21 protein-coding genes are annotated in these 20,603 nt (G+C 53.5%); all 21 read right to left on the bottom strand.

Annotation, left to right across the window (positions count from 1 at the left end; translation table 11 throughout):
* Positions 1–50: 50 nt before the first annotated feature.
* Complete coding sequence (locus E6C60_RS07595; protein ID WP_138225308.1) at positions 51–545, bottom strand: DivIVA domain-containing protein; 495 nt, start codon at positions 543–545, stop codon at positions 51–53.
* Positions 546–616: 71 nt separating this feature from the next.
* The gene (locus E6C60_RS07590) at positions 617–1,399 is read right to left on the bottom strand and encodes a YlmH family RNA-binding protein (protein ID WP_175415405.1); all 783 of its coding nucleotides are present in this window, start codon (positions 1,397–1,399) and stop codon (positions 617–619) included.
* 37 nt (positions 1,400–1,436) lie between these two features.
* Entirely contained in the window at positions 1,437–1,685 is a 249-nt protein-coding gene (locus E6C60_RS07585; protein WP_397332228.1) for a YggT family protein, read from the bottom strand.
* Between the two features lie 25 nt (positions 1,686–1,710).
* Complete coding sequence (locus E6C60_RS07580) at positions 1,711–2,148, bottom strand: cell division protein SepF (RefSeq protein ID WP_138225305.1); 438 nt, start codon at positions 2,146–2,148, stop codon at positions 1,711–1,713.
* 12 nt (positions 2,149–2,160) lie between these two features.
* The gene (locus tag E6C60_RS07575) at positions 2,161–2,841 is read right to left on the bottom strand and encodes a YggS family pyridoxal phosphate-dependent enzyme (RefSeq protein ID WP_138225304.1); all 681 of its coding nucleotides are present in this window, start codon (positions 2,839–2,841) and stop codon (positions 2,161–2,163) included.
* Positions 2,842–2,849: 8 nt separating this feature from the next.
* Complete coding sequence (gene pgeF / locus E6C60_RS07570; RefSeq protein ID WP_138225303.1) at positions 2,850–3,698, bottom strand: peptidoglycan editing factor PgeF; 849 nt, start codon at positions 3,696–3,698, stop codon at positions 2,850–2,852.
* A 63-nt stretch (positions 3,699–3,761) separates the two neighbouring features.
* The gene (locus E6C60_RS07565) at positions 3,762–4,076 is read right to left on the bottom strand and encodes a YlmC/YmxH family sporulation protein (RefSeq protein ID WP_138225302.1); all 315 of its coding nucleotides are present in this window, start codon (positions 4,074–4,076) and stop codon (positions 3,762–3,764) included.
* 153 nt (positions 4,077–4,229) lie between these two features.
* A complete protein-coding gene (sigG, locus tag E6C60_RS07560; RefSeq protein WP_138225301.1) occupies positions 4,230–5,012 on the bottom strand; it encodes an RNA polymerase sporulation sigma factor SigG in 783 nt (260 codons plus the stop codon).
* A gap of 78 nt (positions 5,013–5,090) precedes the next feature.
* Complete coding sequence (gene sigE, locus E6C60_RS07555; RefSeq protein WP_138225300.1) at positions 5,091–5,813, bottom strand: RNA polymerase sporulation sigma factor SigE; 723 nt, start codon at positions 5,811–5,813, stop codon at positions 5,091–5,093.
* A gap of 127 nt (positions 5,814–5,940) precedes the next feature.
* Entirely contained in the window at positions 5,941–6,903 is a 963-nt protein-coding gene (gene spoIIGA / locus E6C60_RS07550) for a sigma-E processing peptidase SpoIIGA (RefSeq protein WP_138225299.1), read from the bottom strand.
* A gap of 227 nt (positions 6,904–7,130) precedes the next feature.
* Positions 7,131–8,249 (bottom strand): cell division protein FtsZ, encoded by a 1,119-nt coding sequence (gene ftsZ / locus E6C60_RS07545; RefSeq protein WP_138225298.1) that lies wholly within the window; start codon positions 8,247–8,249, stop codon positions 7,131–7,133.
* Between the two features lie 57 nt (positions 8,250–8,306).
* A complete protein-coding gene (ftsA, locus tag E6C60_RS07540; RefSeq protein WP_138225297.1) occupies positions 8,307–9,593 on the bottom strand; it encodes a cell division protein FtsA in 1,287 nt (428 codons plus the stop codon).
* A 216-nt stretch (positions 9,594–9,809) separates the two neighbouring features.
* Positions 9,810–10,580: a cell division protein FtsQ/DivIB gene (locus E6C60_RS07535; protein WP_138225296.1), complete on the bottom strand. Its 771-nt coding sequence runs from the start codon at positions 10,578–10,580 to the stop codon at positions 9,810–9,812.
* Between the two features lie 65 nt (positions 10,581–10,645).
* Positions 10,646–11,929: a UDP-N-acetylglucosamine 1-carboxyvinyltransferase gene (gene murA, locus E6C60_RS07530; RefSeq protein ID WP_138225295.1), complete on the bottom strand. Its 1,284-nt coding sequence runs from the start codon at positions 11,927–11,929 to the stop codon at positions 10,646–10,648.
* Between the two features lie 16 nt (positions 11,930–11,945).
* On the bottom strand, positions 11,946–12,854 hold the full coding sequence (murB, locus tag E6C60_RS07525) for a UDP-N-acetylmuramate dehydrogenase (protein ID WP_138225294.1): 909 nt from the start codon (positions 12,852–12,854) through the stop codon (positions 11,946–11,948).
* Between the two features lie 155 nt (positions 12,855–13,009).
* Positions 13,010–14,119 carry an undecaprenyldiphospho-muramoylpentapeptide beta-N-acetylglucosaminyltransferase gene (murG, locus tag E6C60_RS07520; protein WP_138225293.1) on the bottom strand — a complete coding sequence of 370 codons (1,110 nt, stop codon included), beginning with the start codon at positions 14,117–14,119 and terminating at the stop codon, positions 13,010–13,012.
* Between the two features lie 5 nt (positions 14,120–14,124).
* Positions 14,125–15,222 (bottom strand): stage V sporulation protein E, encoded by a 1,098-nt coding sequence (gene spoVE, locus E6C60_RS07515; protein WP_138225292.1) that lies wholly within the window; start codon positions 15,220–15,222, stop codon positions 14,125–14,127.
* 52 nt (positions 15,223–15,274) lie between these two features.
* Positions 15,275–16,696, bottom strand: coding sequence for a UDP-N-acetylmuramoyl-L-alanine--D-glutamate ligase (gene murD / locus E6C60_RS07510; RefSeq protein ID WP_138225291.1), 1,422 nt, complete (start codon positions 16,694–16,696; stop codon positions 15,275–15,277).
* Between the two features lie 2 nt (positions 16,697–16,698).
* The gene (gene mraY / locus E6C60_RS07505; RefSeq protein ID WP_138225290.1) at positions 16,699–17,664 is read right to left on the bottom strand and encodes a phospho-N-acetylmuramoyl-pentapeptide-transferase; all 966 of its coding nucleotides are present in this window, start codon (positions 17,662–17,664) and stop codon (positions 16,699–16,701) included.
* 4 nt (positions 17,665–17,668) lie between these two features.
* On the bottom strand, positions 17,669–19,084 hold the full coding sequence (locus E6C60_RS07500; protein ID WP_407669153.1) for a UDP-N-acetylmuramoyl-tripeptide--D-alanyl-D-alanine ligase: 1,416 nt from the start codon (positions 19,082–19,084) through the stop codon (positions 17,669–17,671).
* Positions 19,084–20,571, bottom strand: a complete 1,488-nt coding sequence (locus tag E6C60_RS07495; RefSeq protein WP_138225288.1) for a UDP-N-acetylmuramoyl-L-alanyl-D-glutamate--2,6-diaminopimelate ligase — start codon at positions 20,569–20,571, stop codon at positions 19,084–19,086. Before E6C60_RS07495 ends, E6C60_RS07500 begins: the two co-directional genes overlap by 1 nt.
* Between the last annotated feature and the right edge of the window lie 32 nt (positions 20,572–20,603).

The raw sequence follows: 20,603 nt of genomic DNA, 5'->3' as shown, positions 1-20,603 counted from the left end.
TGATAATAGTTATAGTCCCTTTACATCCAAATGTCAACTCTGGCGTATTCCTAGTAAGCTTCCCGGGTTTCCAGGCTTGGCTCACGCTTCTCCAGCGATTCCCACCCGTCATGCTTCAGAAGCTCCAGCTGAGCCTCCACCAACGAGCGGAAGCGTGTACGGTAGATGGACGCCTGCTTCTTGAGCTCCTCTACCTCCAGCGCGATCTTCCGTGACTTCCCGAGGGCGTCATTGATAATCCGGTCGGCATTCTTCTCCGATTCCTTCACGATGAGCTCCGCTTCCTTCTTAGCATTAATCTTGACCTCATCGGCCGCTTCCTGAGCAACAATGATCGTCTTGGACAGCGTCTCTTCGATATTCATAAAATGATCCAGCCGCTCCTGCATAGCCATCAGCTGGTTCTTCATTTCCTTGTTCTCGCGGATCACACTCTCGTAATCCTTAATGACCTGGTCCAGAAACTCATTGACCTCATCCTCGTCATAACCGCGGAGCCGGCGGGAAAACTCCTTATTATGTATATCCAGCGGCGTTAATGACATGATGTCCACCTCCTATAAATGTGAGCTTGCTCTTGGTTTTCGACAAAAAAACGGCAATTCCTTCAAACGGCTCAAGTATATTTGCCGACCTTGACGCGGTATCGCCCTTTTTTCGTCAGCCCACCGGTTTCAAGCACCTTAAACCTTCCCAATCCCTGGATCGAAACCATGTCGCCGTCACTAAGGATCGCAGAAGGGTCTTCCTCCACCTTCCAGTTGACCCGGCATCGTCCTGCCTTGATGGGGTCGAGAATCTTGGCGCGGCTCATGCGGTGAACGTCACTGCTAATGCCGTCTAGCCGAAGTGACGCCACTGTCAGGTCCATTTCCTGCAGCTTCGTCTCCTTCACGCGGAGCTTCTCCACAGACAGAATCTCTGTCATCACATGAACCCGGTGAACCTGGCTTAAATTCAGGTGCAGATAAGATGAAATATCAGCGCTTACGACAGCATGACAGCCATCTTCCAAGACATGAATATCTCCGATCTTGGACCGCTTGATGCCAAGCCCCAGAATAGAGCCCATGTAATCACCATGCTCCAGCGCCAGAAACTTCTGGTCCCCTGAGGTCACAGACAGCACCTGCAGCCCCCAATCCTCTCCGGCAGGATCCCGGTAATCCGGGGCCACCCAGCCGCGCGTTCTCTCCGCATCCGGATGCCCCCCCTCAAAAAAAACATGGACATCAGGATGGCGATGGGCCAGGCTCTCCAAAATATAGCGCTGGCGCGGATCCAGAAAATCCGTCAGCTTCACCTCGTGATATTGGCCGGCATGCTCTACCCATTCCCAGGCCTTGTCCACGAAATCACGCTCATCCCGGTGAAAATGGTTGTATATATCTGGCTGCATCATCTTATCCCGTGTCCCTTCTTAACCTTCATAACGTTTAGCTTAGATAGCCAATAATGGCGTATACACCGTTCTGGGCCAGCCGCAAGACGAACAGGGCCACAATCGGAGAAATATCCAGCATTCCGCCAATCGGCGGAATAAATCTGCGGAAAGGCGCCAGGTATGGCTCTACCAGCTTGCCCAGCAGCTCACCAATAAAGCTCTCCCTCACGTTCGGCAGCCATGACATAAGAACATAGACCAGAATCATATAGAAATAAATTTGAAATAACACATCTACCAAGCTTACAAGACCTGTCAAGCAACACTCACCTCATTCTGTTATATTCGTGCTCCTCACCAAGAATTTCCGAGATGGAGCCCTGAATTTCTACGGTGTCCGGGGTGCAGAGAAAAATATTACCACCAAGCTTGGAAATCCCGCCTCCCAGAGCATAAACCGTTCCGCTTAGAAAATCTATGATTCTCAAGGCCTGATCATTCCGTACGCGCTGGAGATTGACCACGACCGAGCGGTAGGATTTCAGCTGATCTGCAATTTCCTGCGCCTCCTCATAGGAGCGGGGCTCGATTAATACAACCTTCACATTTTTCTGAGAATGTATACTCACCACATTGCCGCCTTTAAGGTTTCTACGGTTGTCCACCGGAGGCTGCTCCTCCGGCTCGTCCAGCACTTCACGCTCCACAACCTCTTCTTCCTCCTGCAAGCCGAGGAAATTCATAAACCGGTTCATCACACCCATGAAGCATTCCTCCTACTTTCCCACTAAAATAGAGCCCAGACGCACCCAAGTCGCTCCTTCTTCAATGGCGACCTCGAAATCATTAGACATTCCCATCGAAAGCTCCGTCATTGGCTCCGGCGTCAGCGCCTGTCTGTTCAACTCGTCTCTTAGCTGTCTCAATCCGCGGAATACCGGTCTTGTATCCTCTGCAGACGATTCATAAGGAGCCATGGTCATTAAACCCTGAACCTGAATATGCTTCATGCCGCTCAATGCTTTAAGAAAGTCAGCGGCCTGTTCCGGCTTCAGTCCGTATTTGGTGGACTCGCCTGAAATATTGACCTGAACCAAAGCGGATACGGTCAGGTCCAGCTGCTCGGCCCGCCGGTCGAGCTCCTTGGCCAGGGAAAGCCTGTCCAGCGAATGAATATATGAAAACTTGCCGATGACATCCTTCACCTTATTGCTCTGAAGATGGCCGATAAAATGCCAAATCCCCCGCTCTCCCAAAGCACGCCATTTCTCCTCAGCAGTCTGCCAGCGGTTCTCGCCAATGTGAACGATGCCTTCTTGAAGCACCTCTTCGGTCATCGCTGTCGAGACATATTTCGTCACGGCGATCACCTTCACCTCATTCCGCGATCTTCCGCTTCGCCGGCAGGCCTCGCTGATCCGCTGCTCTACCAGGTCTACGCGCTCTTTCAAACCCAAGGGAAAGCTCACCTCTTTCTGATTCCCATCCAGCTAGCCATGCGTCCTGTAACGCCGCCGTCCTTCCGGTATGAGAAAAACAAGTCATTGCGGCAGCTCGTGCACCATGTAGTACATTCGATATGATCCGCCAATATTCCTGCTTTTATCATAATGTGTCTGTTTATTTCTTTCAAGTTTAGCATCGTCTTACCGCCGCCTTTTTCCTCAAAAAAAGGTTCCCTCGGGCGTTCCTGTCGCTCTCGCGAAAGCTGCAGCCCGGCAATCCGGTCCATGACCACCTGATCCACCTCGTAGCAGCACATCCCGATCGAGGGCCCAATGGCGCACCGGATGTCAGCCGAGCGGCTGCCGTAATGCTCATTCATCCGCTCAACCATGGCTTCAGCGATACCGGATACGGTCCCTTTCCAGCCGGCATGAGCCAGACCCACAACACCGCGTACCGGGTCCAGGAAATACAAGGGCACACAGTCGGCATAAAAAGAAGTCAGCAGCACCCCCGGAACGTCTGTCAGCAGGCCATCACTATCCTGAATGGCTGTATGGCGGCCGGTGCTGCCCGCTCCGCGATCCATCTCCCCAATGACGGCAATCCTGCGTCCATGCACCTGCTCGGCGCAGGTCCAGTCCTGCAGGGTAAAGCCGAGGTGTTCTGCCAGCATACGGCGGTTATGGATGACGGTATCATGATCATCCCCGACGTGAAACGCCAAATTCAATGTATCGTACGGAGCCGTTCCAAGACCACCCCTGCGGCCGGTAAAGCCGGCAGTTATGCCGCCTTCTTCTTGATCCCAGGAAGAAAGCGTAAAGTGCAGCGGCGTCTTTGGCTCCTGCTGTTTGAATGCATCCATTTCTCCACTCACCTCAACATCAGTGTACCAGAAAATGAGCTGCGCTACATCGCAGCTCAGCTCTCAATACATTTTTCGATCCCGGCGCTGTGTCTCCGGTGTCTCCAGATAGGTCTCTGCACTCGGCTCTTCCACGGTCTTGCGGACTTCTTCCATCTTGACCAGCACGACATCGGACCCGATCTTGACGATATTGCGCCAAGGTATAATAAGGTCGCTTCCCCCGCCAAACAGCCCCATAAATTTACCGTAGCTGGGGACGACAATGGCGTCAATGCGCCCCTGCCTTAAATCAAGCTCCAGATCGCTGACCTGACCAAGCCGCCTGCCATCCACAATATTGATAACGTCCTTTGTCTGAAAATCAGAAATCTTCATATCCTTTTCCCCACCATCTGGTTCTCGTATTGTCGTACTGCTACCACTATATGACGTCAGGGCAGGAAATAAGCTTCTTTCAGACATAAAAAACGATCCCGTTTACCGGGATCGCAGCTGTTATAGAGGACCTATTGCATGTCAAATGGGCTATTAAGTTTTAACGTGCTTTTGCATCTGCTTGATGGCGGACTTTTCAAGACGGGACACCTGGGCCTGTGAAATGCCGATTTCGTCGGCGACCTCCATTTGGGTTTTGCCTTCGTAGAAGCGCATTGACAGGATCATTTTCTCCCGTTGTCCCAGCTTGTGCATCGCCTCGCGCAGTGCAATCTCTTCAATCCAGGTAATATCCTTATTCTTGTCATCACTGATCTGATCCATCACGTAGATGGGGTCTCCGCCGTCATGATAAATGGGTTCGAACAGTGAAACCGGGTCCTGGATGGCGTCCAGCGCGAACACCACATCCTCCTTCGGAACATTAAGCGCCTCCGAGATTTCAAAAATCGTCGGTTCCCGTGAATTCACATTGGTCAGCTGATCCCGAATCTGCAGCGCCTTATACGCAATGTCGCGCAGTGAACGGGAGACGCGGATCGGATTATTGTCCCTCAGGTAGCGCCGGATTTCGCCAATGATCATCGGGACGGCATACGTTGAAAACTTGACATTTTGGGAAAGATCGAAATTATCAATGGCTTTCATCAGGCCGATACAGCCTACCTGGAACAGATCATCGACAAATTCACCGCGATTGTTAAAGCGCTGAATGACACTGAGCACGAGCCGCAGGTTGCCATTCACTAATTTCTCTCTGGCTGACCGGTCATGATTCTGCTGAAGCTCGTGGAACAGATGCCTCATTTCTGCATTGGTCAGAACCGGCAGTTTGGCCGTATCCACACCGCAAATCTCAACTTTGTTTCGAGTCATGCTGACTAAACCTCCCAAGGAGAAACATTACTGTACATTATCTCCTGAGGGGCTCATTTTATTCCTTTCCTTTTCCATCTAAACCATCTTGTTGAATTCCTTACGCAGCCGCTTAATGATCCTTTTCTCCAATCGAGATATGTATGACTGGGAAATGCCGAGCAGATCCGCGACGTCCTTCTGCGTCTTCTCTTCTCCATCCTGCAGGCCAAAGCGCAGCTCCATAATAAGCCGTTCCCGGTCGCTCAGCTTATCCAGCGCCTTCTGCAGCAGCTTGCGGTCTACCTGCTCCTCAATGTTGCGGTAAATGGTATCATTCTCCGTGCCGAGCACATCAGAGAGAAGCAGCTCATTGCCGTCCCAGTCGATGTTCAGCGGCTCGTCAAAAGATACCTCGCTTCGCGTTTTGTTATTGCGTCTGAGATACATCAGGATCTCGTTCTCAATACAGCGTGAGGCATAGGTCGCCAGCTTGATCTTCTTCTCCGGATCGAACGTATTCACCGCCTTGATCAAGCCGATCGCTCCGATTGACACCAGATCCTCAATGTTAATGCCGGTGTTCTCGAATTTACGCGCGATGTACACGACCAGCCGGAGGTTGCGTTCGATCAGCATCGCCCGGATGGCGGCGTCCCCGGTGGGCAGCTTCTTGAGGAGGTATTCCTCTTCCTCCCGGGTCAAAGGGGGCGGCAGGGCCTCACTGCCTCCAATGTAGTAGACCTCCTGGCTTTTGAGGCCGAGCAAGAACAGAACACGGTAATACTGCAGCTGCAGCGCTAATCTCCATTTGACGGGCATTTTTTTGTCCTCCTAAAAGCATTTCTTCGAAGAAGAAATGCTGACTTCGTAAGCATAAACCTGGCATTTCTTCGAAGGAGAAATGCTAACTTCGTAAGCATAAACCTGGCATTTCTTCGTTTTCTTTTTACATGGCGCTAGAAGTCGCGCTCTTGGGCTTCTCGCTCCGGATTTCCTCCACCGGGCTGGATGCCAGCTCCGGGTGAATAATCGCCCGGTACGCGCCGTCACTGGATAAGGCTCCGCCATCAAGCCCGATCAGCAGTCTCGTGCTTTCATGCACTTCGCCGTTCATTACAATCCGGGCGCGGTCCGGCTTCATCGCCAGCATAAAGGCCGCTCCGCGGTTAATTCCGCGATAAGGAACCAGCCGGAGGCGGTCCTGCAGCTCCCCTGCAGCCTCGCCCAGCTCCAGGATAAGTTTGTCCGGTTCAGACAGTCTCGCTCTCCAGGAGGACGGTATGCTTTCTTCCCACAGCGAAGCCTCCATGACCATGACGGGCATACGGGTAAGCGGATCACTCAGCTGATTGCCTGTATCCAGCAGCCCCGTGCAGGACACCGTAACGTCCCCCATGACTACGGTAACCTCTCCTAGCAGCGTTTCCCGCTGCTCCACCTGGCGCCTGCTTGTCTGAACCGCACGAAACAAGGTAATCGCCGCAAAAAAACCGATCGCAATAAACCAAAAGCTGATTTTTAACTCAAAGGTAAGCCCTCCCGAGGCCGTATACCATATTCCGCTGAACAATTCACCCGAGCTCTGCAGCAAATAATGAAAGCCCACGATTCCGCCCGCAGCAGCGAAGTTGACCATATAGAACGTGCCCAGATTGCGCAGGTAGCTTTGCAGGCTGACGAAGCCGAAAGCGATCCATAGCATGGCCAGAGAGAGCACGAACTTGATCACAAAGGTAAACAAAAAGCTGAACGGCGGCAGAAACATCATCAGAACATACATGGCGCCCGTGAATGCCGACAGCAGCAGTCGCCAGCGCTTGGGCTTGATTTTGCGCATCCAGGCAGTCAAAGCTAGCAGCAATCCATCAATAATCAGGTTCACTAGAAAGATCAGGTCAATATACACCATTTGGGGCCTTCACCCGCTTAGCCGGAATTTTCGGTCATCAAGGATGGGGTATGGGAGATATGAACAGTATAAAGAAGATGTCTCTTCAAAGTCTGTCTAAACATGGGGGCTGTGTTCCGACTTTTTTTGTCGAATGAAGGGTGTGACAGAAAAAAAAACCGGCCCGAGGGCCGGTCTTTATTCTATCCAGCAGGGTTCCGCAGCGCATAGATCTCTGCGTTCCTGTATTAGTCGTTGTTACGGGATCGATTCCGAAGGAAGGTTGGAATATCCAGCTGATCATTGCTTACCTGATTGCCAAAAGGCCGGAGATTCACATTCCCTTTGTCTGAGGACTGGGACTGCTGCTCACTTTGAGGAGCCGGACGGCGCATTTGAGGCGGAGTCGCAGGCTTCGTTTCAAAGCCAGTGGCAATAACGGTCACCTTGATTTCTTCCTTCATATTCTCATCAATGATGGCACCGAAGATCATATTGACCTCCGGGTCGGAGGCTGAGGTTACGATCTCGGCCGCTTCATTGACCTCATACAGGGATAGATTCGATCCCCCGGTAATATTCATGATCACGCCTCTGGCTCCTTCAATCGAGGTTTCCAGGAGCGGGCTCATAATGGCTTTACGTGCTGCCTCTGCTGCCCGATTCTCGCCTGTTGCCATTCCAATGCCCATCAATGCAGAGCCGCGCTCTGTCATAATGGTCTTGACGTCAGCAAAGTCAAGGTTGATCAATCCCGGAACCGCGATCAGGTCGGAAATGCCTTGTACCGCCTGGCGAAGCACGTTATCGGCTTCCCGGAATGCTTCCAGCATCGGCGTCTTTTTATCGACAATTTCCAATAGCCGGTCGTTCGGAATGACAATCAGGGTGTCTACCTTTTCCTTGAGAGACTCGATGCCTACCTCCGCATGGGAGGAACGCTTGCGGCCTTCAAAGGTAAACGGGCGAGTGACTACACCCACCGTCAATGCTCCGCACTCTTTGGCGATTTCAGCAATCACCGGGGCTGCGCCGGTACCGGTTCCGCCGCCCATGCCCGCTGTAACAAACACCATATCTGCGCCCTTGAGCGTGTTCATAATCAGATCGCGGGATTCTTCTGCCGCCTTCTTGCCGACATCCGGATTCGCGCCGGCGCCCAAGCCGCGTGTAAGCTTGTCCCCGATCTGCAGTTTATGTTCGGATTTTGCAAGGTGAAGGGCTTGAGCGTCTGTATTTACGGTAATAAATTCGACGCCCTGTACGCCGTTCTCAATCATGCGGTTCACAGCATTGCTGCCGCCGCCGCCTACCCCGATGACCTTGATCTGGGCCAGGCTTTCCATTTCGAAATCAAATTCCAACATCTATTCCATCTCCCCCTCAATGTGCGTGGATGGCACGTCCACTGCCAAATGAACCCGCTAAATAAATTCGCTGAACATATTTTTTATTCGTTCAATAAATCCCGGCTTCTGGCTGCTTTCTTCCTGAGCTGCTGCGGCAGGATTTTGCTTGGCGCGGTTCACCGGTTTTTTGCTGTTGCTGTTTCCTGCGGAGGTGCTGCCTCCTGTAGTGCGCACCCGCATGCTGCGGATTGCGCTGTGAAGGATGCCGACACCACTGCAGTATCCTGGATCGCGAACGCCGATATAATCCGGTGAGGATATACGGACGGACGCAGCCAGTTCGTTCTGTGCCACCTGCAGCACACCAGGCATAGACATAGTACCACCCGTAAGTATATAACCTCCGGGAAGCTCATTGTAACCCAGGCGCTTTACTTCCTGACGGATCATCTGGAAAATTTCCTGAACCCGCGGCTCCACAATGGCTGCCAAATCCTCCTGGGTAAACTCCTTGTCCACATTGCTGCCGATCCGGGTTACCTTAAAGGTTACGTCTGAAGCGGCGCTCTCGAGCCACGCACAGCCGTATTTCAGCTTGACCTTCTCCGCTTGGTCGGTCAAGGTACGCAGACCGTAAGCAATGTCATTCGTTACGAAATCGCCGCCAATGGGAAGCGTGGAGGTGGCTGCAATACTGCCGCCTTCAAACACTGCAATACTGGTAGAGCCTGCGCCGACATCAACAAGCACGGAGCCCATGGTCTTCTCATCCTTCGACAGCGCCAGCTGGCCTGATCCCAGGGGAACCAGAACGAGGTCCTTGACCTTCAGGTCGGATTTCTCCACACAACGCAAAAGATTATGTATGGCCGTCTTGGCACCCGTAATAATGATAGCTTCCACCTCTAGCCGGACGCCGATCATTCCGCGGGGATCTGAAATACCTTCTAAGCCGTCAACTACAAACTGCTTTGCTACCACATCGATAATTTCACGATCCGGAGGAAGAGCAACCACCTCGGCTGCCTTCAGCACCCGGTCGATATCCTCTTCTCCAATCTCGCGATCCTCGTTCGATACCGCCACGACGCCGTGACTCGATTGAAGCCCGATATGATTCCCGGAAATGCCGACGTACACTTCGGATATTTGAATGCCGACCATACGCTCCGCATGATCCACAGCTTCGCGGATCGAGTGTACGGTCTGATCGATATCTACAATTGCACCTTTTCGAATTCCCTCCGAGTCGGCAGATCCAACTCCAATAATATTAAAGGTTCCATTATTAATTTCCCCAATAATAGCACGAACTTTGGATGTACCGATGTCCAAACTAACAATGATGTCATTGTTGCTCAAGCCCCTGGCACCTCCTGTTTTTCATCTGGTTTCATAAATTCATCATTAAATAAATACTATTTCATAATAACACTTCTCTACTTATTCCACACGCTCAGTGCTATCCCTCTTTTTTCTACAATTTTTTTAATGCCAACATCTGCTAGAGCAGGGCCGAAAAGTCAGAGAAAAAAAAGGGAAAACGGCATGCGCTGTCTATGATTGTACCACTCTTTGCTACTCCTGAGTAGTGGGCTCTGCGGCCTCGTCCTGCTCGCCTTCAGGCTGAAACGGCTCGTACGAATCCGCCTCCAGCATGGTGATGTAGCCAGGCTGCTGCATTTCGATGACCTGGTTCAAATATTCCACCTTGTTTCCCAGCAATGAAACGGCTGTAATCACTTCGAATTTAGAGCGGGTATACAGCTTGATCCGGTCGGGGAACGAAGGCGTCGGGGACGGGGTGATTTCGGAAATATCAGCGGTCAGGCTGTTCGGGATCTTCGCCAGCACCTCACTGAGCTGAGCCTTCAAGGGATCCTCTGGATCCCAATGGGTTAGGATCGGCTTTTCGACTGCGATCCCGCTGGCCGATACCGGAACCGATGTCCCGGTCGCCAAAATAGCCTGGAGCGCCCCATCCTCTGCAATTTCAAACGCGACCGTCGGGTGCTCGGCGACCGTAATCTCGATGACACCCGGAAACCGCTTGTCCACCTTCGCAGCCTGAATGGTTCCGTCCGCTTCCAGGGCCTGCTGAACCTGGTCTGAATCCACTCCGAAGAACTGGATTCCTTCTTTCAGCCCCGCCTGCTCCAAGAGCAGCTTGTCCGGCTGAAAGGTATTTCCTTGAATGGATATGTCCGAAACCTTGCTCAGCGGAGACCGAAAAAAAAGCACGGCCAACAGCGCAGCAAACAGAAGCATCAGGACAAGAATGATTTTTTTCGCAGCCTTGGGTGCTTTGGGCCTAGCCTCTTTCAGCGCAGGAATGTGGTTGTTCTGCATATCCTCTCTCCCTGTAAAAGACCCGGTCATTCCCTTTGTTCCTGCGAAGAGAATGACCGAGCTGATCAATTTGCTAAATCCAGCGGCTTGGTCACGGGTGAGTGCCGCATCATTCTGGCTCCCAGCCCTTGAAACATCTTCTCGATCCTGTCATATCCCCGGTCAATATGATGCACCTGCTCCACAATGGTAGTGCCTTGAGCCGCCAGCCCTGCAATAACGAGGGCAGCTCCTGCACGAAGATCAGTGGCTTCTACAGTCGCACCGTAGATTCGCTGTACCCCCCGAATGAAAGCACAGTTCAGGTCGGTCGTGATGTCCGCTCCCATGCGGCACAGCTCCTCTACATGCTTGAACCTTCCTTCAAACACCGTTTCCTTCATGATGCTAAAGCCATCAGCCAAGGAAAGGAGCACCATGACCTGAGACTGCAGATCGGTTGGAAAAGAGGGATACGGAGAGGTTACGATCCGCTCCACCGCTTTGGGCCGGGCCATACAGCTTACGGTCATTATATCATTGCAGATGCTGGTTTGAACACCTGCGCGCTTGAGCACATGAATCAATGAGCTCAGGTGGGAAGGATTGCAGTGAGTCAGGGTAACCTGGCCCCGGGTGGCGGCCGCAGCGATCATCACCGTCCCTGCAACGATGCGGTCGGGAATGATTTCGTACTGACACGGCTGCAGCTTCTCGACGCCGTGAATCGTGATCGTATCGGTTCCTGCGCCGATAATATTTGCACCCATGCTGTTCAGGAAATTTTGCAGATCCTGAATCTCCGGCTCGCGGGCCGCATTGCTCAGCACGGTCGTTCCCGACGCCGTGGCGGCAGCCATCATGATGTTCTCCGTCGCGCCGACACTGGCGAAATCCAGATGAATGTCTGCGCCGACAAGCCGGGATGCCTTGCAATGAATCTTCTGGTCGCTTTCGTCAATCTCTGCTCCGAGCGCCTGCAGCCCCCGGAGATGAAGATCGATTTTGCGTTCTCCGATGGCACAGCCGCCGGGCTGGTAGATCGTTACTTCTCCGAACCTTGCCAGCAGAGGACCCATCAAGAAGATGGAGGATCTCATCTGCTTCATTAAATCTTCCGGCACATGAAACGAATTGGCGGATGCTGTATCCACAGTGACACTTTCCAGCTCATGCTTGCACTTGGACCCCAGTCGGCCGAGAATGTTGAGCATGACCTCGATGTCCAGCAGATGCGGGACATTGCTCAGCTTAAACTGTCCTTCTGCAAGAAGGCAGGCTGCGAGTATCGGTAAAGCGGCATTTTTTGCTCCATGGATACGTATAGTTCCTGATAGAGGACTTCCGCCCTCAATCACCAATTTGTCCAATGTATCACCTCCGAGTTTACCGCTCCCCCATGACGTAGACTTCGGGAACCAAGGTGACTCCGTTGTTCTCGGATATGGTGTCCTGAACCATCTTCATAAGGGCGAGCACGTCCTCTGCTGTCGCTTGGCCGGTATTCTCGATGAAATTGGCATGCTGCCTGGATATTTCCGCACCGCCGATCCGGTGTCCCTTTAAGCCGGCCGCCTCAATCAGTCGGGCTGCATGATCCCCCGGCGGGTTACGGAACACGCTGCCGGCGGTTGCAGACTGCAGGGGCTGTGTACGCCGGCGCCGGTCCTTGTAAGAGGCCATCGCTGCGGAAATCTCCTTTCTGTCTCCCCGGCACAGTTGAAATTCCGCGCGGGCGACGATACCTTTACGCTGATGCAGGATAGAGTGGCGATAACTGAACTCCATATCCTTTGCAGCGTACGTAACCAATTCCCCAGTTTCCAGCACAATGTCAGCGGACTTGAATATACGTGACACATCAGATCCGTGAGCGCCGGCATTCATGTATACGGCCCCTCCGACCGACCCCGGAATGCCTCCGGCGAATTCCAGTCCGGTCAAGCTTTCCTTCCCGGCCAGCACACTCAGCTTGACGAACGACAGGCCTCCGCCGGCGGTAACGATCTCTCCATCAAAGGATACCTCGTCAAACCCTTCCCCCAGCTTGATCACCGCACCGCGGATGCCCTTGTCGGACACGAGCATGTTAGAGCCTCGGCCCAGCTGAGTCCATGGAATCCGGGCCTCGTGCAGAGCCTGCAGCAGCTCGGAGAGCTGCTCCTTGGTTTCCGGAATAATGAGAGCATCAGCAGGTCCGCCGATCTTCCAGGTCGTGTACTTGGACAAAGGCTCGTTCCAGAGGACCGCTCCGACATGTTTTGTAGATAATAATGATTTTAATTGCTGCTGCATGCTGATTTCCTCCTTGATCAAACCGAAAAAGCCGTTTCCCTGCCGAAGTAGAGAGGGCCGTGTTCGGGTCATACCGGCCGCTGTTGGATGATTGTCACGATTTATAGAGTATCTTATGTAAGGCTCTACAGGTGTGTGACAGCCGCCCAGCCGTTTTACATTCTCGTCGTTAATCGATGTATTTCTTTCAGGATTACCGCCGCTGAATCCGGTTTTCCAAGACGTTTGGACTCTCTGGACATGGAGGCCTGAAGGGCCGGGTCCTGAACAATATCGGTAATGTCTTTCCACAGCCGTTCCTCAGTAAGCTCCTTCTCCAGAATCATCCGGCACGCCCCCGCCTCCTCCAGCTCCCTGGCATTGGCTTCCTGATGATTGTTCGTCACATTGGGCGATGGAATGAGAATGGACGGAATGCCCAGTGAAGTGATTTCCGCGAGAAAGGAAGCTCCGGCGCGGTTAACAATCAGCGACGCTGCGGCCAGCACCTCCGGCATGTTGTTGATATAAGGAACAATATGCAGCCGGTTTGGCATCGTCCCCAGCATCTGCAGGACGGCTTCGCGGGTTTTTTCGAAATAAATGTCTCCGGTGACGTACACAAAATGAACATCCTCAAGCTGCTCCAGCCTGCTGGCCATGCCAATCATCGCCTGGTTGATTACACTGGCTCCCCGGCTGCCTCCGGTAATCAGAACGACCTTGCTGTTCATCGGAATCCCGAGAGACGCGAAGCCGCGTTCCCGATTCGCCGATTGCACACTGGTTGCCCGGGGGTTGCCGGTATACACGACGCGCTTTCCTTTTCGGAACGCTCCTTCAGAGCCCTTGAAGCTGACGGCCACGGTATCAGCATATCGGCTGAGGAACTGGTTGGTCAGTCCTGGAATGGCATTCTGTTCATGAATCATCGTCGGTATACCGAGCTTCGCTGCCGCATAAACGACCGGTCCGCATACATACCCGCCGGTACCGATGACGACATCGGGCTTGAATTCAGTCAGCAGCTTCTTGCTCCGGGTTACTCCTTTAAAAAAACGCATAATCGTTTTGACATTATCCATAGACAGCTTTCTCCGAAAGCCTGTAATATCAATGCTTTCAAAGGGAAGTCCCTCCTGCGGGACGAGTCTGGCTTCCAGTCCTTTTTCACTGCCGATATATAAAAAAGCGTTGTTTGCGCTTTCCGCCTCACATTGTCTGGCAATGGCCACGGCGGGGTAAATATGCCCCCCTGTTCCGCCGCCGGTTAATACAACACGCATACCGTTCACCTCGCATAACGGGAAATATTTAATAAAATGCCGAGCGCAGTCAGCATCAGCGTCAGAGAGCTTCCTCCGTAGCTGATCAGCGGCAGCGTAATACCGGTAACCGGCATCAGCCCGATGACGACGCCGATGTTAATGATGACCTGGATCGCAACCATGCCGATGATCCCTGCAGCCAGCAGGCTACCAAAGCTGTTATTGACGGTCATCGCCGTCCGCATGCCTCTCCAGATCAGAATCATAAAGAGCAGAAGGACGATGACCCCGCCGATAAATCCCAGCTCTTCGGCCAGAATAGCAAAAATAAAGTCGGTCTGGGGCTCAGGAACATAGCTGTACTTCTGCCGGCTCATCCCCAGTCCCAGCCCGCCGAGCCCGCCGGGGCCTATGGCATACAGGGATTGAATAATCTGATAGCCCGTTCCCAAGGGGTCAGACCAAGGATCGAGAAAGCCGGTAATACGCTTCAGGCGATACGGCGCCGCCAGAATCAGGCCGACGAAGCCCGCTGCGCCGCCAAGCGCGAGAAAGCCCAAATGCTTCATCTGGGCACCTGCCGCAAATACAATCATCAGCGCGGCGGCCAGCATCACAGCGCCTGTACCCAGATCCGGCTGCAGCATAATAAGGCCAAAGGCCAGACCGATCAAGCCGAGCGGCGGCAGCAGCCCCTTGGTAAAGGAGCTGATCTGATAATCGTCCCGCGAGAGCCATTTGGACAGAAACAAAATCATGCCGAGCTTCATAAACTCCGAGGGCTGAATGCCGAAGGAGCTGATCCCGAGCCAGCTGCGCGCGCCGCCGCGGACAACACCGACCCCTGGAATCAGTACGATGACCAGCATCACGAAGCAGAGGAGCAGGCCGAGCTTCGCGTACTTTTTCCACACCTTAAAATCGGTATGGGCAGTTACATACATGGCACCCAGGCCCAGCACAGCGAACAATAGCTGCCGTTTCACGAAATAAAAGGAATCCCCGTAATCATGAAAAGCCAGGACAGAGCCTGCACTATACACCATGACCATTCCGATGGTCAGCAGGGCTAGAATACTGATCAGGAGCCATAAATCTGGCGCCGGGAGCTTTTTGTTCATGAAAGAGGCCACCTTTAGCAGGGTAAGTAGGGGCTTATCCACACCCCCCTACTTACAGATTATGCACCGCCTCTTTAAAAATGCGTCCGCGTGTCTCGAAGGAGTTAAACATGTCCCAGCTCGCACAAGCCGGCGACAAAAGAACAACATCTCCCGGCTCTGCCAGCTCGGCTGCCTGTTTCACCGCTGACGCCAGCACTGCGGCGGCATCCTCTCCATTATTCACCAGGACAATGTCCTTTAGTCCGGCCTGCTCTGCGGCATGGGCCAGCTTCTCTTTGGTCTCGCCAAGCAGCACGGCTGCCTTGACACCCCCTTCAAAGAACGGGACAAGCTCCAGATAATCTGATCCCCGGTCCAGACCGCCGGCAATCAGCACGATTGGCTGCTCAAAGGAGGTCAAGGCCATGGAGGTGGCCTTGGCATTGGTGGCCTTGGAATTATTGTAGTAGGCTACGCCATGATGCTCTTTTACAAATTCCAGTCGATGCTCTACCCCTTTAAAGTCTGTCAGCGGGCCGGCAAGCATGGATACAGGCACACCGGCAGCGATTGCAATTGCAGCCGCTGCCAGCGCATTCTCCACATTAAACCGGCCGGGCAGGCCGATTTGGTGGACGGGAAGAATGTCATGAGTGATGCCCTGCTCATCCGTATAGACAATACGGCGTTCCTGCTTGTCCTCAAGCTCTGGTAGATACGGAGGCATGACGTACACACCCGTTTGAAGCTGCTCCTGCATCGAGAACGGCAGAATTGAACTTTGGATATAAGGCACAAGACTCCGGCATACCGGATCATCCCAATTCAGGACTGCGGTATCGTCCGGAGTTTGATTGGCGAACAGCTTGGATTTGGAGGCAATGTAATCGTCCAGATCCCCATGGTAATCCAGATGGGTTTCAGTAATATTCAGCAGGCAAGCGACACGGGGATGAAAGTCTTCTGTCCCCTTGAGCTGGAAGCTGCTAAGCTCTACCACCATCCAGTGATCTTCTTGCGCCGCTTGCGCCGCTTCACAGAGCGGCGTGCCGATATTACCGGCTACAATCGGCTTCATCCCGGCTGCGGCAAGAAGCTTGCCCACCCAGGTGGTCGTCGTTGTCTTGCCATTGGAGCCGGTAATCCCGATCATCGGTGCCCGGCACAAATGCTGGGCCACCTCTACCTCAGTCACGACCGGAATCCCCAGCTCGCCCGCCTTCACGATCGGCGCGGCGCGATAGGGGATACCGGGATTCTTGACCAGCAGCTCCACACCGGGATGCACCAGATTGTCGGGGTGTCCGCCACAGATAACCTTGATGCCGGCGGCTTCCAGCTCTGCGGCTTCCGGGCATTCCTCCCGCGGCTTCTGATCATTCACCGTTACGGCTGCACCTGCGGCGTGCAGCACTTTGGCCACCTGCAGCCCGCTTTTGGCAAGCCCTAACACGATGACTTCCTTACCGCGGTACTCTTCCGGATGTTTCATCTCTACAACCCCTCGTTAATATAAAGTCCGATGCCTGCTAATACAATGCCGACAGCCCAGAAGGTGATCACAACGCGCCACTCCGACCAGCCGGACAGCTCGTAATGGTGATGGATCGGGCTCATCTTGAAGACACGCTTACCGCGGGTCTTGAAGGAGATTACCTGAATAACGACCGAGAGCATTTCAATGACGAACACACCGCCGATAATGAGAAATAACAGCTCGCTTTTGGTCACAATAGCAATGGAGCCGATAGCGCCGCCAATGCCCAATGAGCCTGTGTCGCCCATAAATACCTTGGCGGGATGGGCATTGAACACGAGAAATCCGAGCACCGCACCGATCATGGCTGCGGCACAGAACGCGGCGGCAAACGATGTAGATTGTATTGCCACCAAAGCGTAAGCCCCGAAGGCGATCGCACTCACGCCGGAAAGCAGACCATCCAGTCCATCCGTGAAATTGACCGCATTGCTGATCGCCAGCATCATCAGCACGATGAAGGGATAGTAGAACCAGGGTCCGAAATCAAACGACCACGCTGTCCCCGGTACCTCAATCGCCGTGCTATGACCGTTATTCAACAGCAGCCAGCACATGATTCCTGCGAACAGAAGCTGTCCGAACAGCTTCTGGCGTGCAGTCAGGCCCAGGGAGCGTTTGAAAACGATCTTGATATAGTCATCCAGAAACCCGATAAGGCCAAAGCCCAGCGTGCCGACCAGCAGCACGTAGAAGCTGTTATCCACAGGGGCGAATTTCAGAAAGGTCAGAGTGAACGCCAGCAGAATCACCACACCGCCCATCGTAGGCGTACCGGCTTTTTTCAAATGGCTTTGAGGACCATCATCCCGAACCTGCTGACCGAACTTCATGCGACGAAGCAGCGGAATCAGCAGCGGAGCGGAAATAACAGCGAGTATGAAGGATACACCCATTGTCAGCAATAAGAGTTGAAAGTCCACCGTATCACCCCCTCACATCATTTTCGTTCTGCGGAAGCTGCTTGAGCGCATCCACGACTTCTTCGAGCTTCATGCCCCGGGAGGCCTTGACCAGCACAATATCCTGTGAGCCTACAGACTCCGCGAGCGCTTCAATCAGAGCCGCTTTATCCGTAAAGGCGCTGATCTGTGCTTGGGATAACCGGGTTTGGGCCGCTTCCGCGATGTGCAGGGCAAGCGGTCCGTATGTATAAAGATGATCGATATGCTCTACCGCGATATAATGTCCGATCTCTGCATGGTACTCCTGCTCCTGATCCCCCAGCTCCAGCATGTCCCCGAGCACGGCAATCCGCCGTCTATAGCCATTCATGCCTGCCAATACATCCAGTGCTGCCTTGACAGACAGCGGACTGGCATTGTAAGCATCATTCAGCACGGTTACCCCGTGTGTGGTTTGAATGGCTTCAATGCGCATGCTTGTCAGCTTGAGGGAAGCAAAGCCTTCACGCATATCCTCTCTGCTGACGCCAAAATGAGACGCTACTGCCATGGCAGCCAGCGCATTAATGACATTGTGCTTGCCTAGCAGCGGAAGACTGAAGCTTTCGCCTTCATACAAGGTGGAGGTGAATATTACCCCCTTCTCATGGAACATCAGGCCAGCGGGTGAATTATCATTGCTTGGCTCTGTCCCAAACTTAAAGACCGAATATTGCTCTGGCTGCCGGGTTTCAGGCTCAGCAAGCACTTCATGCAGTAAAGGCTCATCCCCGTGAAAAACAAGGAGGCCGCCTTCTTGAAGGCCGCTTAATATTTCTGCCTTGGCGCGGGCTATCTCTTTTCTAGAGCCAAGCTGCAGCAAATGGGACTCCCCGATATTCGTAATGACCGCCACATCCGGGCGGGCAAGCTTCGAGAGCAGCTCAATTTCATGCCGCCCGCTCATGCCCATTTCCAGAACGACAATCTCTGTATCCGCCGGCATCCCCAGTACAGTCAGTGGAAGTCCGATCTGATTGTTGAAATTGCCTTGCGTTTTGTGCACGTTATAACGGGTCCCGAGCAAGGAGGTTACCATATCCTTAACGGTCGTTTTCCCGTTACTGCCTGTGATGCCCACGACCTTAACGCCGGTCTCTCTTAGGTATGCAGCCGCCAGAGACTGCAGCGCCAAAAGCGTGTCCTCCACTAGAACAACCGGCCCTTCAGGCGGGGTGCCGTGGTTTGTCTGCCACAGCACCGCCGAGGCTCCCTGCTGCAATGCCGCCTCTGCATAATCATGGCCGTCAAACCGTTCCCCGGCCAGCGGCACGTACAGACAGCCCTGCGGCAGGGTCCGGGAATCGGTAGACACCCCTTGAATGCTGATGGAATGATTCTCACTGTGTATAAGCACACCGCCGCACATGGCTGCGATGTGTTTCAAATTGGTATGGATCACAATTGTCTGCCCCTTATCGCTTCTTTTGCAACGATACGGTCATCAAAGTCCAGGACTTGATTCCGTATCAGTTGGTAGGTTTCATGGCCTTTCCCCGCAATCAATACTACATCTCCCGGGCTTGCCATTTCAATAGCCTTTTTAATCGCGTCCCGCCGATCCTCAATCAGCTCATACCTTTCCTGCGGAATGCCTTCTGCTTTCAGGCCGGCTTCGATATCTTGAAGGATCTGTGCGGGATTCTCCGACCTTGGATTATCCGATGTGATAATGATCTGGTCGCTCCACTGAGCGGCAATCCGTCCCATAACAGGACGCTTGCTGCGATCCCGGTCGCCGCCGCAGCCGAATACGGTCAGAATCCGCTGCTGCGCAATTTCCTTCATCGTTCTTAGCACATTGTCCAGGCCATCCGGGGTATGCGCATAGTCCACAATAACCGCGAATGGCTGCCCCTCCGTCACCGGCTCCACCCGGCCTTCAACGCCTTGCATCTTCATAAGACTGGCCGCGATGCTCTCAAGCGGCACTCCTTCCAGCAAGGCAGCCGCAATGGCAGCCAGTGCATTATACACATTGAATCGGCCGACCATCTTCAGCTGGACATCCACCTGTCCGCGAAACGTCTCGGCGCGGAAAAAGGTGCCTTGAGCGCTCACGGAAATATTAACGGCGCGAACATCAGCTTCCCGATCAATGCCATACGTGATGACCTCTGCTGACGTCAGCTTGGCATACACCTCCGACGATGGATCATCGACATTCATCACCGCATACTTGCGTCGTTTCGGGTCCTTGGAAAAAGCATTGCCCAGCCGGGAGAAAAACAATCCCTTCGCCGCTCGGTATTGCTCCAGAGAAGCATGATAATCGAGATGATCCTGCGTCAGGTTCGTGAATACCGCGGTGCGAAAATCAGTTCCTTTGACCCGGCCCTGCTCCAGTGCGTGCGAGGATACTTCCATCACACATAGCTGGACGCCGCTCTGCGCCATTTCACTCAAGGAGCGCTGCAGCTCCAGAGCACCCGGTGTCGTCCGGGATACCGGGTATGAGACTCCGCCAAAAGACATTCGAAGCGTACCGATCATTCCGGTCTCGACGCCGTGGTCATTCATAATCTGGTGAATGAGACAGGTCGTGGTCGTCTTTCCGTTCGTACCGGTGACTCCGATCAGGGTCATTCCGTGGCTTGGCTGCTGGTAGAAAGCATCTGCCAGCGCGGCCAGAGCAAATCGGCAGTCCTTGACGACAACCTGCGTAACCGGTATATCCAGCTGCCGGTTTACCAGCAGGGCGACAGCGCCCCGCTCCAACGCTTCCGCGGCATAATTGTGACCGTCCTTCTCGTAGCCCGGCAGACAGATAAATAGATCTCCCGCTTTCACCTGCCGCGAATCACAGGACAGGCCTGTAATTTCCGTATCCCCATCACCGGCAATCGCCGCCGCCGCAAGCACATCCATCAGCTCTTTCAGCTTCATCGTCATCCCCCTATACGCGGTGACTCTGGTTC

It is taken from the genome of Paenibacillus algicola, assembly GCF_005577435.1.
GTDB classification, from domain to species: domain Bacteria; phylum Bacillota; class Bacilli; order Paenibacillales; family Paenibacillaceae; genus Paenibacillus_AQ; species Paenibacillus_AQ algicola.
Note: the sequence above shows the minus strand (reverse complement) of the source record. Positions and strands in the feature narration are given on the sequence as shown.